This is a genomic window from Bacillus sp. NEAU-Y102 (assembly GCF_054788175.1).
Window position 1 is genome coordinate 12,745 of record NZ_JBTWFK010000009.1, and the last position, 15,973, is coordinate 28,717.

Annotated in this window: 13 protein-coding genes, 1 pseudogene and 1 riboswitch; of the genes and pseudogenes, 10 read left to right on the forward strand and 4 right to left on the reverse strand. The window is 36.5% G+C overall.

Going from position 1 to position 15,973, the window contains the following annotated elements; genetic code table 11:
- The first annotated feature begins 72 nt into the window (after positions 1–72).
- The gene (gene purD / locus ACYFX0_RS21795; protein WP_017762731.1) at positions 73–1,344 is read left to right on the forward strand and encodes a phosphoribosylamine--glycine ligase; all 1,272 of its coding nucleotides are present in this window, start codon (positions 73–75) and stop codon (positions 1,342–1,344) included.
- A 36-nt stretch (positions 1,345–1,380) separates the two neighbouring features.
- On the opposite strand, the gene ACYFX0_RS21800 is transcribed toward purD, so the two are convergent.
- From ACYFX0_RS21800 to ACYFX0_RS21810, 3 genes are all read right to left on the reverse strand, one after another.
- A complete protein-coding gene (locus ACYFX0_RS21800; RefSeq protein WP_001085171.1) occupies positions 1,381–1,545 on the reverse strand; it encodes a type II toxin-antitoxin system antitoxin in 165 nt (54 codons plus the stop codon).
- 15 nt (positions 1,546–1,560) lie between these two features.
- Positions 1,561–2,406 carry an SPFH domain-containing protein gene (locus ACYFX0_RS21805; protein ID WP_000660674.1) on the reverse strand — a complete coding sequence of 282 codons (846 nt, stop codon included), beginning with the start codon at positions 2,404–2,406 and terminating at the stop codon, positions 1,561–1,563.
- Between the two features lie 219 nt (positions 2,407–2,625).
- Complete coding sequence (locus tag ACYFX0_RS21810; RefSeq protein WP_000812342.1) at positions 2,626–3,003, reverse strand: YgaP family membrane protein; 378 nt, start codon at positions 3,001–3,003, stop codon at positions 2,626–2,628.
- Positions 3,004–3,284: 281 nt separating this feature from the next.
- On the opposite strand from ACYFX0_RS21810, the gene pcrB reads away from it, so the two are divergent.
- The 6 genes from pcrB to pruA all read left to right on the forward strand — a co-directional run bounded on the left by pcrB (position 3,285) and on the right by pruA (position 12,038).
- Entirely contained in the window at positions 3,285–3,974 is a 690-nt protein-coding gene (gene pcrB, locus ACYFX0_RS21815; RefSeq protein WP_000272085.1) for a heptaprenylglyceryl phosphate synthase, read from the forward strand.
- Between the two features lie 12 nt (positions 3,975–3,986).
- Complete coding sequence (pcrA, locus tag ACYFX0_RS21820; RefSeq protein ID WP_003309016.1) at positions 3,987–6,236, forward strand: DNA helicase PcrA; 2,250 nt, start codon at positions 3,987–3,989, stop codon at positions 6,234–6,236.
- 14 nt (positions 6,237–6,250) lie between these two features.
- Positions 6,251–8,260, forward strand: coding sequence for an NAD-dependent DNA ligase LigA (ligA, locus tag ACYFX0_RS21825; RefSeq protein WP_000031434.1), 2,010 nt, complete (start codon positions 6,251–6,253; stop codon positions 8,258–8,260).
- Between the two features lie 16 nt (positions 8,261–8,276).
- Complete coding sequence (locus ACYFX0_RS21830) at positions 8,277–9,470, forward strand: CamS family sex pheromone protein (protein ID WP_000717037.1); 1,194 nt, start codon at positions 8,277–8,279, stop codon at positions 9,468–9,470.
- Between the two features lie 96 nt (positions 9,471–9,566).
- Positions 9,567–10,337, forward strand: coding sequence for a TSUP family transporter (locus ACYFX0_RS21835; protein ID WP_106082279.1), 771 nt, complete (start codon positions 9,567–9,569; stop codon positions 10,335–10,337).
- Between the two features lie 153 nt (positions 10,338–10,490).
- Positions 10,491–12,038 carry an L-glutamate gamma-semialdehyde dehydrogenase gene (gene pruA / locus ACYFX0_RS21840; protein WP_000259555.1) on the forward strand — a complete coding sequence of 516 codons (1,548 nt, stop codon included), beginning with the start codon at positions 10,491–10,493 and terminating at the stop codon, positions 12,036–12,038.
- Between the two features lie 250 nt (positions 12,039–12,288).
- Here the strand turns inward: pruA and ACYFX0_RS21845 are convergent.
- A pseudogene (locus ACYFX0_RS21845) lies at positions 12,289–12,854 on the reverse strand (cysteine hydrolase family protein).
- Positions 12,855–13,097: 243 nt separating this feature from the next.
- Positions 13,098–13,203: riboswitch (SAM riboswitch) on the forward strand.
- Positions 13,204–13,326: 123 nt separating this feature from the next.
- Between ACYFX0_RS21845 and ACYFX0_RS21850 the strand changes: the two are divergent.
- The 3 genes from ACYFX0_RS21850 to ACYFX0_RS21860 are packed head-to-tail and all read left to right on the forward strand — an operon-like array spanning position 13,327 to position 15,877.
- Entirely contained in the window at positions 13,327–14,346 is a 1,020-nt protein-coding gene (locus ACYFX0_RS21850; protein WP_000622967.1) for a methionine ABC transporter ATP-binding protein, read from the forward strand.
- On the forward strand, positions 14,336–15,001 hold the full coding sequence (locus ACYFX0_RS21855; RefSeq protein WP_001261865.1) for a methionine ABC transporter permease: 666 nt from the start codon (positions 14,336–14,338) through the stop codon (positions 14,999–15,001). The genes ACYFX0_RS21850 and ACYFX0_RS21855 overlap by 11 nt, the downstream gene beginning before the upstream one ends.
- 21 nt (positions 15,002–15,022) lie before the next feature.
- Complete coding sequence (locus tag ACYFX0_RS21860) at positions 15,023–15,877, forward strand: MetQ/NlpA family ABC transporter substrate-binding protein (protein ID WP_000721600.1); 855 nt, start codon at positions 15,023–15,025, stop codon at positions 15,875–15,877.
- Positions 15,878–15,973 lie beyond the last annotated feature (96 nt).

Here is a 15,973-nt window from a genome sequence, read left to right on the forward strand (position 1 = left end):
TTATTGATATGAGAAAGCAAACTAGGAGCATAGCTTCTAGTTTGTACTTATTTAGTTATTGGGGGATGAAATATGAATGTTTTAGTAATTGGCCGCGGTGGGCGTGAGCATGCTTTAGCTTGGAAGTTTGCACAATCTGAAAAAGTAGAAAAGGTGTATGTAGCACCAGGTAATGAAGGTATGCGCGATGTTGCAACACCAGTTGATATTGATGAAAATGATTTTGATGCATTAGTTTTATTTGCTAAAGAGAATAAGGTTGAATTAACTTTCGTTGGACCAGAAATTCCACTTATGAATGGAATTGTTGATCGATTTAACGAAGAGGGACTTCGCGTATTTGGTCCGAATAAAGCGGCTGCTGTTATTGAAGGTAGTAAAGCTTTTACGAAAGAATTAATGAAAAAATATGATATTCCAACTGCGGCGTATGAAACTTTTACAGATTATGAAGAAGCAGTACAGTACATTCAAAAAGTTGGTGCACCAATCGTTATTAAAGCTGACGGCCTAGCTGCTGGTAAAGGCGTGACAGTAGCAATGACACTTGAAGAGGCATTACAAGCTGTGAAAGAAATGCTGCAAGATGTGAAATTCGGCGCGGCAAGTAAGAAGGTCGTTATTGAAGAGTTTTTAGATGGACAAGAATTTTCATTAATGGCATTCGTGAATGGAACAACTGTACATCCAATGGTAATCGCCCAAGATCATAAAAGAGCTTTTGATGGTGATAAAGGTCCAAATACGGGCGGAATGGGTGCGTATTCTCCAGTGCCACAAATTCCAGAATCAGCAGTTCAAGAGGCGATAAAAACGGTATTACATCCAACTGCTAAAGCGATGATTACAGAAAACCGTTCGTTTACAGGCATTTTATACGCAGGTCTTATTTTAACAAATGATGGTCCAAAGGTAATTGAATTTAATGCACGCTTTGGTGATCCTGAAACAGAAGTAGTATTACCTCGCTTAGAAAACGATTTAGTTGATGTATGTAACGCTGTATTAGATGAAAGTGAGCTAACGTTACAATGGTCAGAGGAAGCAGTAATTGGTGTTGTACTTGCTTCGAAAGGATATCCAGAAGCATATAAAAAAGGTGACATTATTAAAGGATTAGATGCACTGCAAGATGCGATTGTTTTCCATTCAGGCACAGCGATGAAGCATGGTGATTTTGTAACAAACGGTGGCCGTGTACTATTTGTTGCTTGCAAGGCGAATAGTTTACAAGAAGCAAAAGATAAAGTATATAAAGAAATCGGTAAAATTGAGAGTGATGGTCTATTTTATCGAAGTGATATAGGATATCGTGCAATTGAGCATAAGATGACGAGAAGTTAATATGTAAAAATCCCGCTGAGGAATCAGCGGGATTTTTTATGCATCTTTATCTTTTTTTAATTTCCCTTTTTGCTTTGCCATTTCTCGAAGTAAATACTCGATGTGTGCATTGACGCTACGAAACTCATCATTTGCCCATTTTTCGATGACTGCGTGTAATTCAGGATCAATACGTAATGGAAAGCTTTTCTTTTTAGCCATAATTACTTATAGCCCTTAGTATAGGCTTCCTGTATTAATAACCGGTTGCGCACCTTTATCTGAAACGATGGCAACTAATAAGTTGTTTACCATATTTGCTTTACGCTCGTCATCGAGTTCCAGTACGCCTTCTTCATCTAACATATGGATTGAATCTTTGGCCATCTTCACAGCACCTTCAACAATTTCTTTTCTAGCAGCTAATACTGCTTTTGCTTGTTGACGTTGTAGCATTGCATGGGCAATTTCTGTTGCGTAAGCTAAATGCGTTAAACGAGTTTCCAATACTTCTACACCAGCAATTTCAAGACGTGCCTCTAACTCACGTTTTAATTCTTCAGAGATTTCTTCAGTATTTCCGCGTAACGTAATGCAAGTTTCATCTTGGAAATTGTCATATGGATATTTTGTTGCGACGTGGCGGATTGCCGTTTCGCTTTGAATTTCTACAAATCGATCGTAATGTTCAACACCGAACATTGCTTTTGCAGAATCAACTACTTTATATACGATAACAGCTGCAATTTCAATCGGATTTCCCTCAACATCGTTTACTTTTAATTTCTTACTATTAAAGTTTTCAACACGTAAAGATACAGTTTGACGGAATGCGAACGGAATCGTTAAAAATAAACCGTTTTGACGAATTGTTCCTAAATAATTACCAAAGAACGTAATAACTTTCGCTTGATTTGGTTGAACAATCCCGATACCCGTAGCGAGAATTGCGGCTAATACAATAGTTAGTGCTGCTCCTATAAAAATTTCTTGTGCAAGGAAAAATACACCGATAGCCGCTAAAATCAAAATTCCAATAATACCGAGAAAACCATTTACATAAAATACTTGTTTTTCTTTCATATGATCGCCTCCTGATATAAAAATGATATCACTTTTATATCATTTTAAGCAAGAGGTATGCACCTAATTTTCTGAATTTTATTGATTGATATCTTTTATATACATTTTAAGCTTAAAAAGGGAATATACGTTCTGTTTTTATGGTAAAATAAAGAAGACTTAACCGCCCACTGCAGCAGCTAAGTCCCTTTGAGAGCATCTTGCATCGTGACAAATGATTCAAAGCGGTTTTGCCAGGATTATTTCTTCAATCGCTGACTCAATCTCTTTGTCAGAAGCGTCATAACTTCCTTTTGACTTTGGCTTGTCATGAGAGGAAGTTTGATTCACTTCTTCTTTAGCATGTCCTTTTTCAGTAAAATTCATGCTAGGCATTTTAAATGCACCCATATTCATGTATTTTCCAAACTTCCACGCTTCAACAATAGGGCAGAAGCGAACAATTCCCTCTGCAACTTTCATTGCACCAATCCATAGAAAAATGTTAGACCAAGTGCACCATGGCTTGCGTACAAGTTTAGTTGCACTACATCCGAAGAGGACAAGCCCAAGTGTAATTCGAATTAGAGCGTTTATTGTCCCGATGTTTTGCTTCATTAGAAAAACACTCCTTTTTATGAAAATTGAAATAGTGAATACTACTTCTCTTATTAGTATCCCGTGTGATTTTGGGGATATGTAATCCAACATTTGACGTTGAAAAAGATGTTGGAATGGGCGTGTGTGTCAGTAGCTTTTTTTGTTATAATGAAAGAATGCATAAAAAGAAGATGAAATTAAATCATTCTTTTTGAAAAATATTTAAAAAACAAGATGAAAACTAACTGTTATTTTAAACAGAACTATAGATATAACTAGAGAAAAGGAAGGGTGTTTTCATGTACGATATTTCCGGATGGAAACATGTATTTAAGCTTGATCCAAATAAGGAGTTAAGCGATGAACATTTAGAAATGATTTGTGAGTCTGGAACTGATGCGGTTATTGTAGGCGGAAGTGATGGGGTTACAATTGATAACGTATTACACATGCTAGTTAGCATTCGTAGATATGCTGTTCCTTGTGTATTAGAGGTCTCTGATGTAGAAGCAATTACACCAGGATTTGATTTTTATTACATCCCAAGTGTGTTAAATAGCCGAAAAGTAGAATGGGTAACAGGTGTTCATCATGAGGCATTGAAAGAATTTGGGGATATTATGGACTGGGACGAAATTTTTATGGAAGGGTATTGTGTTTTAAATCCAGAAGCGAAAGTAGCCCAGCTTACAGATGCGAAATGTGATTTAACAGAAGATGACGTTATTGCATATGCTCGTTTAGCAGACAAGTTATTACATTTACCGATATTTTATTTAGAATATAGCGGTACGTATGGAGAAGTTGAACTTGTTAAAAATGTAAAAGCAGAATTGAAACAAGCTCAGTTATACTATGGCGGCGGTATTTCTAATGCAGAACAGGCGAAAGAAATGGCACAATATGCTGATACAGTAGTTGTTGGAAATATTATTTATGATGATATAAAATCGGCGTTAAAAACAGTTAAAGCAGTAAAAGGAGAGTAGGTGCAGGCGTATATGAGTATGACAGATAAGTTATTAAACGGTTTAAATCCACAGCAACAAAAAGCGGTACAAACAACGAATGGACCACTTCTATTAATGGCAGGTGCAGGTAGTGGTAAAACACGTGTGTTAACACACCGTATTGCGTATTTGCTTGGTGAAAAAGGTGTAGCACCATGGAATGTATTAGCTATTACCTTCACAAATAAAGCAGCTCGTGAAATGCGCGAGCGTATTGATACACTTGTGGGACCAGAAGCAGAAGATATTTGGATTTCGACGTTCCACTCTATGTGTGTACGTATTTTACGACGTGATATCGATCGTATTGGCATTAATCGTAACTTTACAATCTTAGATTCAGGTGATCAGTTAACGGTAGTCAAAAAAATTATGAAAGAGCGCAATATTGATCCGAAGAAATTTGAGCCGCGCTCTATTTTAGCGGGTATTAGTAATGCGAAAAATGAACTGTTATCTGCGGATAAATATGCAAAAAAAATTACAATGGCTGATCCATATGAAAAATTAACGAGCGATGTATACACAGAGTATCAAAAACGTCTTTTGAAAAATAATTCATTAGACTTTGATGATTTAATTATGACGACGATTCAGCTATTTGAACGTGTTCCAGAAGTATTGGAGTTTTATCAGCGTAAGTTCCAATATATTCACGTTGATGAGTATCAAGATACGAATAAAGCGCAATATCTTCTTGTTAAACATTTGGCAGCGCGTTTTAAAAATCTTTGCGTTGTAGGTGACTCTGACCAGTCTATTTATCGCTGGCGTGGTGCAGATATTTCTAACATTTTGTCATTCGAAAAAGATTATGAGAATGCACAAGTAATTTTGTTAGAACAAAACTATCGTTCGTCACAAAATATTTTAAATGCAGCGAATGCTGTTATTGAAAAAAATACGAATCGTAAACCGAAGAAATTATGGACGGACAATCAAGTTGGGAGCAAAATTTCGTATTATCGTGCTGCAACTGAAAAGGACGAAGCATATTTTGTTGCGAAAAAAATTCGTGACGATCTTCAAATGGGGAAACGAAAATACACTGATTTTGCAGTACTATATCGTACGAATGCTCAGTCTCGTATGGTCGAGGAGATTTTCCTTAAATCTAACATCCCGTACAAAATTGTCGGGGGTACGAAGTTCTACGACCGTAAAGAGATTAAAGATATTTTGGCGTACTTACGTTTAATCGGTAATCCAGATGATGAAATTAGTTTTGCACGTATTATTAACATGCCAAAGCGTGGTATTGGTGCGACTTCTATTGATAAAATTATTAATTATGGTGTGCAAAACGGAATTTCATTAACTGCTGTATTTGATGAGATTGAGCATGTTGGAGTAAGTGCAAAAATTACAAAGGCAGTAAAAGAATTCGCAAGTTTATTACACAACTGGGTAAATATGCAAGAGTATTTATCTGTTACAGAATTAGTAGAAGAAGTTATTGAAAAAACAGGCTATCGCGATATGTTGAAAAATGAGCGTTCTTTAGAAGCGGAAGGTCGTTTAGAAAACTTAGACGAGTTCTTATCTGTTACGCAAACATTTGAATCTCAAAGCGAAGATAAGAGTCTTGTTGCATTCTTAACAGATTTAGCACTTGTTGCTGATATTGATCGTGTAGATGAAGACCCAACTGCTGGTGAAGAAGTTATCTTAATGACGATGCACTCAGCGAAAGGATTAGAGTTCCCGGTTGTCTTTATTGTTGGTTTAGAGGAAGGGATATTCCCTCATACTCGTTCTCTTATGGAAGAGGATGAAATGCAAGAAGAGCGTCGTCTTGCTTATGTAGGTATTACTCGTGCAGAAGAAGAGCTATATTTATCTAATGCGCAAATGCGTACTTTATTTGGTAGAACAAGTATGAACGCTGCGTCTCGCTTCATTACAGAAATCCCGACAGAACTAGTGGAATCATTAAATGAAACAGCGCCGAAGCGTGAAAATTCGTTTGGTGCAAAAGGCAGAACAGCAAGTAGCAGTAAAATGACAACGACAACCACAACACGCTCTCGTTCAGCTTTCGCGCGTCCTGCAGCTAAGACGACAGGCGGTGAGCAAATTGGCTGGGCAGTAGGCGATAAAGCTTCCCACCAAAAATGGGGAATCGGTACAGTTGTAAGTGTAAAAGGTGAAGGTGATGCAAAAGAATTAGATATTGCCTTCCCAAGCCCGATTGGTGTTAAACGTTTGTTAGCAAAATTTGCACCTGTGACGAAACAATAGAAAGGAATGAGGATATGTCAAAAGAGATAGCAAAAAAACGTATAGAAGAACTGCGTGATTTGTTAAATACATTTAATTATCAATATCACGTATTAGACAATCCTTCTGTTTCTGATGCGGAATATGACCGTAATATGCAGGAGCTTATAAAATTAGAAGCAGAGAACCCAGAGTTTATGAGTGAGGATTCTCCCTCCGTTCGCGTTGGGGGAACTATTCTTGATATATTCGAAAAAGTAACACATAAGTCACCAATGTTAAGTTTAGGAAATGCATTTAACGAAGGAGATTTACGTGATTTCGACAGAAGAGTACGTCAAGGAATTGATGATGCGAATGTAAGATATATATGTGAATTAAAAATTGACGGGCTTGCCGTTTCGCTTCATTATGAAAAAGGACGCTTCATTCAAGGGGCGACACGTGGTGATGGTGTAACGGGTGAAGATATTACTCAAAATTTAAAAACGATTAAAGCTATCCCACTTCGTTTAAATGAAGAAGTAACGTTAGAAGCACGAGGCGAAGCTTATATGCCGAAGCGTTCATTTGTTAAACTAAATGAAGAAAAAGAGCAAAATGGAGAAGATGTATTTGCGAATCCGCGTAATGCGGCAGCAGGCTCAATACGTCAACTTGATCCGAAAATTGCAGCGAAGCGTAACTTATCTATGTTTGTGTACGGTCTTGCGAATGTAGAAGAAAAAACAATTCCATCGCACAGTGAATCGCTTGATTTCCTAGGTGAACTCGGATTTAAGACAAATCCAAATCGCCGTACATGTGAAACAATCGAAGAGGTTATAGCTTATGTAGAAGAATGGCAAGAAAAACGTCCGCATCTTGATTATGAGATTGATGGAATCGTTATAAAAGTAGATGATGTTGCTCTTCAAGAAAGTCTAGGAACTACAGCGAAGAGTCCAAGATGGGCGATTGCTTATAAATTCCCGGCTGAAGAAGTTGTAACGAGATTAACAGGCATTGAATTAAGTGTTGGCCGAACAGGGGTTGTAACACCGACTGCAGAGCTAGAGCCAGTGAGAGTTGCTGGTACGATCGTTCGTCGTGCTTCTTTACATAACGAAGATTTAATTCGTGAAAAAGACATTCGAATTGGTGACTACGTTGTTGTGAAGAAGGCTGGAGATATTATTCCTGAAGTTGTGAACGTTATTTTTGATAAGCGTACTGGTGAAGAAGAAGAATACCGCATGCCAACGCATTGCCCAGCATGTGAGAGTGAACTTGTTCGTTTAGAAGAAGAAGTAGCACTTCGATGTATAAATCCAACTTGTCCAGCTCAAATTCGCGAAGGATTAATTCATTTCGTTTCAAGAAATGCAATGAATATTGATGGGCTTGGAGAACGTGTCATTACACAACTTTTTGATGCAGATTATATTCGTACATTTGCTGATTTATATGCATTAACGAAAGAGCAGTTATTACAGTTAGAACGTTTTGGTGAAAAATCAGCAACAAACTTAATACAAGCAATTGAAAATTCTAAAGAAAACTCGTTAGAGCGATTATTATTTGGTCTTGGAATTCGACACGTTGGAGCGAAAGCAGCACGTACATTTGCAGAGCACTTTGAAACGATGGATGAGCTTGTAAAAGCAACAGAAGAAGAACTAAAAGCAATTAATGAAATTGGCGAAAAAATGGCTCAATCTGTTGTGACATATTTTGATAATGAAGATGTATTAGAGTTATTACAGCAGTTTAAAGAGTATGGCGTGAATATGACATACAAAGGTATAAAAATTGCAGATTTACAAAATGTTGAATCTTACTTCGCAGGAAAAACGGTTGTTTTAACAGGTAAGCTAGAAGTTATGGGACGAAGTGAAGCGAAGAAGAAGATTGAGGCATTAGGTGGAAAAGTAACAGGAAGTGTTAGTAAGAGTACAGATTTGGTTGTTGCAGGTGAATCGGCTGGTTCGAAATTAGCACAAGCGGAGAAACATAATGTTGAGGTTTGGAATGAAGAGAGGTTCTTACAAGAGCTAAATAAGTAAGAGGTGCAAACTTACCATGAAAAAAATAGCATTAGCGGTATTAAGCCTTGGCCTACTTGTAAGTGGGTGTAGTGCAGGTGCCGACAAAGATGAAAAAGTGTCTGAGAAATCGGGGAAAGCAAAAGAACAATCAGTTGTCCCAAAATACGCTATGTCGGATGAATATTATAAGACGACTATTCCATTTTATGGTGGAAAGGCACGTGGTTTAGTCGTGCAAGGAGTAAATAATCGTCTTGATATAGATGAATTTGAAACAGGATTAATGCGTATTGCGAAGGAATCATTTAGTACGAAAGATCATTTCTTTAAAGGCGGAGATACTCTAGAGGCTCAATATGTACAAATGCTTGTTAAAAGAAAGCGTACAAATGCTGAACAGAAAGAACTAGAAGATACATTAAAAAAAGATGCAGTTAAATTTCCAAACATAGGATTAAATCCAGCTTTAGGTGAAGGATCCGAAATACTAGAAGAAAAAAACAAAAAAAATCCAATATATATTTCCAATATTTTAGAGCATGATTATTATGTGAAAAACGGCGACAAAGATGAGCGTAGCGGCATTGTAGTTGGATTAGCAATGAATTCAGTGCATTATTATAATGAAGAACATGGTTACCCGCGTGAAGCTACAATCTCGAATGAAAAAATGTTAGCTGAAGGGAAAAAAATGGCGCAAGAAGTCTTGAAGTTTATGCATCAAAAAGATCCTGAAACAAAAAACCTTCCGATAACATTTGCAATTTATCGTCAGGCTCCGAAGGCGTCACTTGTGCCAGGTAATTTTGTTTCTTATGCAAATGTTGAAAAAGGTAGTGAAACGGTTGAAGATTGGAAACAAATTAATGAAAAATATTATTTGTTCCCATCAGAGCAAGCGAAAACAGATAATAAACGTGAAGATCTTGCAAGAGTATCCAACTTTAAGGCAAAACTAAGCGATTATTTCCAAGGCGACTATACAGCTGTTATTGGTACGGGTATGTATAGAGATGATGAATTAAGAGAAATGAAGCTTGATATTCCTGTCCAATTTAATGGAAAAGCTGAAATAGTTGGTTTTACACAATATGTGGCAGGGCTTGTTATGGAATACTTCCCGAATTATATGAAAGTACAAGTAACAATTAAATCTGTAGAACGCCCAGAAGCCATTATTATACGTGAAGCAAAACAAGATGAACCACTTGTGAAAATTTTAGATTAAATATGAAGGCTGTTCCTCTAAGGAACAGCTTTTTTTCTTATGTAATTTTGTTATAATTTAAAATGTTGTAAATAATAGGGGTAAGGGGTAAAGCTCATGGAAGAATTAAGTTTTCAAGTCATTATTTTATTAATTGCATTCGGTTTTTTTGCAGCTTTTATTGATTCGGTTGTTGGAGGAGGAGGGTTAATTTCGCTTCCGGCGCTTATGTTTGTTGGCTTATCGCCAGCTTCGGCAATTGCAACGAATAAATTAGCGGCAACGATGGGGACGTTTACGAGTGCGATGTATTTCATTCGATCAGGAAAAGTTGATTTTAAAATTGTAGGAAAGTTAATCCCGTTAACTATTGTTGGAGCTGTTGCAGGCGCTTTAGTAGTAAAATTTATTCCATCGGATATTTTACGCCCATTAGTACTTGTAATGTTGGTATTTATTGCTATTTATATTATTGCAAAAAAGAATTGGGGAAGTGTGTCTACCTATAAGAAGATGACGCAAAGAAAAACATTAATATTTTTCTTTGCTATTTTAATGATAGGATTTTATGATGGATTTTTTGGACCAGGGACAGGGTCGTTTTTAATTTTTGCATTTTTATTAATTGGCTTGGATTTTATTCAAGCGGCAGCATCTGGAAAACTTTTGAACTTTGTTAGTAATATTGTATCTTTAATTACTTTTTTATTTTTAGACATAATTCATTTTGAATACGGTATTATCATGGGATTATCAATGATCTTAGGTGCTTATTTTGGATCGAAGTTTGCGGTTCAAAAAGGTGTTGGATATGTAAGAACTTTATTTTTATTAGTTACTATATTATTGATCGGGAAAAATGTTTTGGAATATACTCATATTTTGTAGATTCATACGCATGTATGAATCTCTTTTTTTATTATATTTTAAAAATTTATTAATTTTTAAAATATAAGTCTAGGAATATTTGAATAAATCTAAATTATCGTGTAGAATAATGTTGTAAAATGTAAACGTTTTTCTAAGGGGAGGCTAAAAAAAATGGTAGTAGCATACAAACATGAGCCATTTACAGATTTTTCAGTGGAGGCTAACAAATTAGCGTTTGAAGAAGGTTTAAAGAAAGTAGAATCTTATCTTGGACAAGACTATCCATTAATTATTGGGGGAGAAAAAATCACTACAGAAGACAAAATTGTTTCTGTAAACCCTGCAAATAAAGAGGAACTTGTTGGTCGTGTTTCAAAAGCAAGCCGTGAGTTAGCTGAAAAAGCAATGCAAGTAGCGGATGAAACATTCCAAACTTGGAGAAAATCAAAGCCAGAAATGCGTGCAGACATTTTATTCCGTGCTGCAGCAATCGTTCGTCGCAGAAAACATGAATTCTCTGCTATTCTTGTAAAAGAAGCAGGTAAGCCATGGAATGAGGCAGATGCTGATACAGCAGAAGCAATCGACTTTATGGAATATTATGGTCGTCAAATGTTAAAATTAAAAGACGGTATTCCAGTAGAAAGCCGTCCAATTGAATATAATCGTTTCTCTTACATTCCATTAGGAGTAGGTGTTATCATTTCTCCTTGGAACTTCCCATTCGCAATTATGGCAGGTATGACAACAGCTGCTTTAGTTTCTGGTAACACAGTATTACTAAAACCAGCTAGTACAACTCCTGTAGTAGCAGCGAAATTTATGGAAGTATTAGAAGAAGCTGGCTTACCAGCTGGTGTAGTAAACTTCGTTCCAGGTAATGGTTCTGAAGTTGGTGACTACTTAGTAGATCACCCTCGTACACGTTTCGTAAGCTTCACTGGATCTCGTGATGTAGGTATCCGTATCTATGAGCGTGCAGCGAAAGTAAACCCAGGACAAATTTGGTTAAAACGTGTTATCGCTGAAATGGGCGGTAAAGATACAATCGTTGTTGATAAAGAAGCAGATCTTGAATTAGCAGCTAAGTCTATCGTTGCATCAGCATTCGGATTCTCAGGACAAAAATGTTCTGCATGTTCTCGTGCAGTAATCCATGAAGATGTATACGATCACGTATTAAATCGTGCTGTTGAATTAACAAAAGAATTAACAGTTGCTAACCCAGCTGTATTAGGTACAAACATGGGTCCTGTTAATGACCAAGCTGCATTTGATAAAGTAATGAGCTATGTTGCAATTGGTAAAGAAGAAGGTAGAATCTTAGCAGGTGGCGAAGGAGACGATTCTAAAGGCTGGTTCATCCAACCAACAATCGTTGCTGACGTTGCAGAAGATGCTCGCTTAATGAAAGAAGAAATCTTCGGACCAGTAGTAGCATTCTGTAAAGCGAAAGACTTCGATCATGCACTTGCAATTGCAAACAATACGGAATACGGTTTAACAGGTGCTGTTATTACTAACAACCGTGACCATATTGAAAAAGCACGCGAAGACTTCCACGTTGGTAACTTATACTTCAACCGTGGATGTACTGGTGCAATCGTAGGTTACCAACCATTCGGTGGCTTTAACATGTCTGGTACAGACTCTAAAGCTGGTGGACCTGATTACTTAGCACTTCACATGCAAGCAAAAACTACTTCTGAAACTTTATAAGAAATAGTAGAGGAGCTCTTCACAGAATGTGAAGAGCTCCTTTTAAAATTGAAATCCTATATATTACCATCGTTCGAAGGGAATGAGCTAAAACCTATTAATAGCGTGATAAACATGTGAACAGAAATAAAATGATGAGAAAAGTTGACTTATTAGTCATATTTTTTAGTATTCATTTTGAGAATTTCCTGTATAATACAATTTGAAAGAAAATCTATGGTTCGACAAGGAACACTCCTTTCAGTTTTGCTCACTGAAAGGAGTGTTTTTTTATGTAGCTAAAAATTCTTGCGTGCTTATTACATTTGCATATACGCCATTTAAACTAGCTAAAACTGTATTGTGAATATAAACAGCTGGTATAGTAGCGTTCTTAAAAGAAAGGTCTTTTGTAGCACAAGCGTCATGTATAACGGTACATTGAAAGCCAAAATCGAATGCAGCCCTTACTGTTGCATCGATACACATATGAGTCATCATCCCGCATACAACGACATGTTCAATATTTAAACGTTTTAATTGCTCTAGAAGATTAGTTTCTCGGAAGCTATTTGGATAATGTTTGACTATAACTGTTTCTTCTCTAAGTGGACGTACGCTTTCATGAATATGTACACCTTCTGTATTAGGTAGGAAAAAAGTAGCGTCATCTTTTATAGCTACGTGTTGGATATGAAAAATAGGTTCGCTGTTTTTTCTAAAGTGTTGTAATAACTGATTAGTATATTCGCTTGCTTCTACTGGATTACGCAATTCCATCTTTCCATTTGGAAAATAATCGTTTTGAATATCGACGAGTAAAAGAGCTGTTTTCATATATTTATCTTCCTCCGAGTTTCATATTCAAATAAATTTATTCAATTTGTAGAGAGGATTCTCCTGTTTAAAAATATGAGGAAGAGGAATTTTAAATAACCTTGAAAGTTACTATTTTTCAGATGAATATTCATCTGAAAATTTTAATAAAGGAATAATTAATATTTTTCTAAAAAATGTATTGACTCTTATTATTCTGAGTTCTATAATGAGAATTAATTAAACGACAATTAAATCGATACATTCTTATCCAGAGAGGTGGAGGGACTGGCCCTACGATACCTCAGCAACGGGTTTTTTAATACCGTGCTAACTCCAGCAAGCCATATAAAGGCTTGGAAGATGAGAAGATGTGAACGAGTACATATAAGTGCTCTCCTTCTTATCTTTATGGTTGATAAGAAGGAGGGCACTTTTTATTTTACCTCGAAAGCTCTGCTTCAAGTTTTTACAGCATATAGGAGGGGGAAAAATGATTTCTTTTAACAATGTAAGTAAAGTGTATGAATCAGCTGGGCAATCTGTTCATGCGGTGGAGGATGTAACATTATCAGTTGAGAAAGGCGAAATTTTTGGCATTATCGGTTTTAGTGGAGCTGGAAAGAGTACATTATTACGCTTAGTAAATATGTTAGAGAGACCAACGGCAGGAACGATTTCAATAGATGATAAAGATATTACATCATTATCGACGAAAGAATTACGCAAACTAAGACAAAGAATCGGAATGATTTTTCAAAGCTTTAATTTATTTAATTCAAGAACAGTGTTTGGGAATATTGCTTATCCATTAAAGTTAGCGAAATTGCCAAAGAACGAGATAAAGGAACGAGTGAATGAACTGCTGAGGTTTGTAGGGTTAGAAGATAAAGCAAACTATTATCCAGAACAGCTATCAGGGGGACAAAAGCAGCGTGTTGGTATTGCTAGAGCACTTGCGACATCGCCAGATATTCTTATATGTGATGAGGCAACATCAGCCTTAGATCCAGAAACGACGACAGAAATTCTAAACTTATTAAAGAAAGTAAATCGAGAATACAATTTAACAATTCTTCTTATTACACATGAAATGCATGTTGTGAAAGAAATTTGTCACCGTGTAGCTGTAATGGAGAAGGGAAAAGTTATTGAAGAAGGAAAACTGTTTGATGTTTTCACGCAACCAAAAACAAAGACGACTCAAAACTTTGTACGTTCTGTTATTAATGATCATTTACCAGAAAGTGTTCTAGCGAAAATTCAAAATGGTGGTCAAATTTATCGTCTAACATTTACTGGTGAGGAGACAGGACAGCCGGTACTATCATATATCGCAAAAAACTATAACGTTGATGTAAATGTACTGTACGGAAATATTATTGAACTTCAAAATGTGCTATTTGGAAATCTGCTTGTAGAATTGCAAGGTGAGCAGAGGGAAATTCAAAAAGCATTACAACATCTAAGACTGCAAGTGCAGCTGAAGGAGGTAGAAGCTCATGCGAGTTGATTGGAGTATATTTTGGCCGCGCATACTAGATGCGACGGGAGATACCCTCTTAATGGTAATTGTAACACTTATATTCGCTACAATTCTGGGTATACCTCTAGGTTTACTTTTATATGTAACGAGAAAAGGAAACTTTTTAGAAAATAAATGGGTCTTTTCTATTCTTAACATCATAATTAATACAATTCGTCCGGTACCATTCATTATCTTTTTAGTAGCTTTAAGCCCACTAACAAGAAGCGTTATTGGAACGACGATTGGAACAGCAGCGGCAATTTTCCCGATGACGTTAGTCGCATCAATTGGTATTGCTAGAATGGTTGAAACAAATCTTGTTTCCGTTCCGAAAGGAGTAATTGAAGCAGCGCAAGCAATGGGCGCCTCGCCAATTAGAATCGTTTTTGAAATCCTTGTACCAGAAGCGTTAGCACCATTAATCTTAGGTGTCACGTTTATGACAGTTGGTTTAATTGAATTTTCTGCAGTTGCTGGGCTTGTCGGTGGTGGCGGTCTTGGTGACTTGGCAATGACATATGGTTATCAACGTTTTGATACATCGGTTATGTTCGTAACGGTCGTGTTACTTATCATTCTCGTACAGATAGCTCAAAATTTAGGAAACTACTTTGCGAAAGTCTTGTTACGCAGATCATAAAAAGGAAGAGAGGAAAAGAAAATGAAGAAAATTTTAGCATTTGCATTATCAGCGATTGTAGGAGTCTCAGCATTAAGCGGCTGCTCAAGTGGAGACACGGGTGCAGGAGCGAAAGAAAAAGTAGTTCGCGTCGGTGTAACTGGAACGGATGGAGACGCTTGGGAAATTTTGAAGAAAAAAGCTGAAAAAGAAGGGATTAAAGTTAAACTGATTGAGTTCTCTGATTACACAACGCCAAATAAAGCGTTAGCTGATGGAGATATTGAATTAAACTCATTCCAGCATATTGCTTTCTTAGAGCAATTTAAAAAAGAGCATAAGTTAGATATTACAGCTGTTGGTACAACGCAAATTGCACCAATGGGTTTATACTCTGAAAAATATAAGAAAGCAAATGAAATCCCAGATGGTTCAGAAATTGCAATTCCAAACGATCCAACGAACCAAGCACGTGCATTAAAACTTCTTGATGCAGCTGGATTATTAAAGCTTAAAAAAGATTTTGGCTTATTTGGAGATCCAAGCGGCATTGCTGAAAATCCGAAGAAATTAAAAATCACGCCGGTTATCGCACAGCAAACACCTCGTGTATTAAAAGATGTAGCAGCTTCAGTTATTAATAACGGTGTTGCTGGTCAAGCTGGATTAGATCCAGCGAAGGATCCTATTTTCTTAGAAGATCCAAAGAATGAAAATGCGAAGCCTTATATTAATATTTTCGCAGCTCGTACGAAAGATAAAGATGATCCAACACTGAAAAAAGTAATTGAATTATATCATTCAAAAGAAGTAACAGATGCAATTAAGAAAGAAACAAATGATGGTTCAATTTCAGTTGACCTTTCACTTGAGGAGCTTGAAAAAATCGTAAAATAATGATTGGGTTTAATGGACTAACAGAAGGAACCCCTCCGCTGTTAGTTCGTTCAACATATAATCTACTTAACAAACGAACCCTAATTCTGTACCTTC

Excerpts from the sequence above, each read along its gene's own strand:
- ligA (WP_000031434.1), top strand. The coding sequence starts at position 6,251 with ATGTCAAAAGAGATAGCAAAAAAACGTATAGAAGAACTGCGTGATTTG.
- ACYFX0_RS21850 (WP_000622967.1), top strand. The coding sequence starts at position 13,327 with ATGATTTCTTTTAACAATGTAAGTAAAGTGTATGAATCAGCTGGGCAA.
- ACYFX0_RS21860 (WP_000721600.1), top strand. The coding sequence starts at position 15,023 with ATGAAGAAAATTTTAGCATTTGCATTATCAGCGATTGTAGGAGTCTCA.
- ACYFX0_RS21830 (WP_000717037.1), top strand. The coding sequence starts at position 8,277 with ATGAAAAAAATAGCATTAGCGGTATTAAGCCTTGGCCTACTTGTAAGT.
- ACYFX0_RS21800 (WP_001085171.1), bottom strand. The coding sequence starts at position 1,545 with ATGGCTAAAAAGAAAAGCTTTCCATTACGTATTGATCCTGAATTACAC.
- ACYFX0_RS21835 (WP_106082279.1), top strand. The coding sequence starts at position 9,567 with ATGGAAGAATTAAGTTTTCAAGTCATTATTTTATTAATTGCATTCGGT.
- pcrA (WP_003309016.1), top strand. The coding sequence starts at position 3,987 with ATGAGTATGACAGATAAGTTATTAAACGGTTTAAATCCACAGCAACAA.
- pruA (WP_000259555.1), top strand. The coding sequence starts at position 10,491 with ATGGTAGTAGCATACAAACATGAGCCATTTACAGATTTTTCAGTGGAG.
- pcrB (WP_000272085.1), top strand. The coding sequence starts at position 3,285 with ATGTACGATATTTCCGGATGGAAACATGTATTTAAGCTTGATCCAAAT.
- ACYFX0_RS21810 (WP_000812342.1), bottom strand. The coding sequence starts at position 3,003 with ATGAAGCAAAACATCGGGACAATAAACGCTCTAATTCGAATTACACTT.
- purD (WP_017762731.1), top strand. The coding sequence starts at position 73 with ATGAATGTTTTAGTAATTGGCCGCGGTGGGCGTGAGCATGCTTTAGCT.
- ACYFX0_RS21805 (WP_000660674.1), bottom strand. The coding sequence starts at position 2,406 with ATGAAAGAAAAACAAGTATTTTATGTAAATGGTTTTCTCGGTATTATT.
- ACYFX0_RS21855 (WP_001261865.1), top strand. The coding sequence starts at position 14,336 with ATGCGAGTTGATTGGAGTATATTTTGGCCGCGCATACTAGATGCGACG.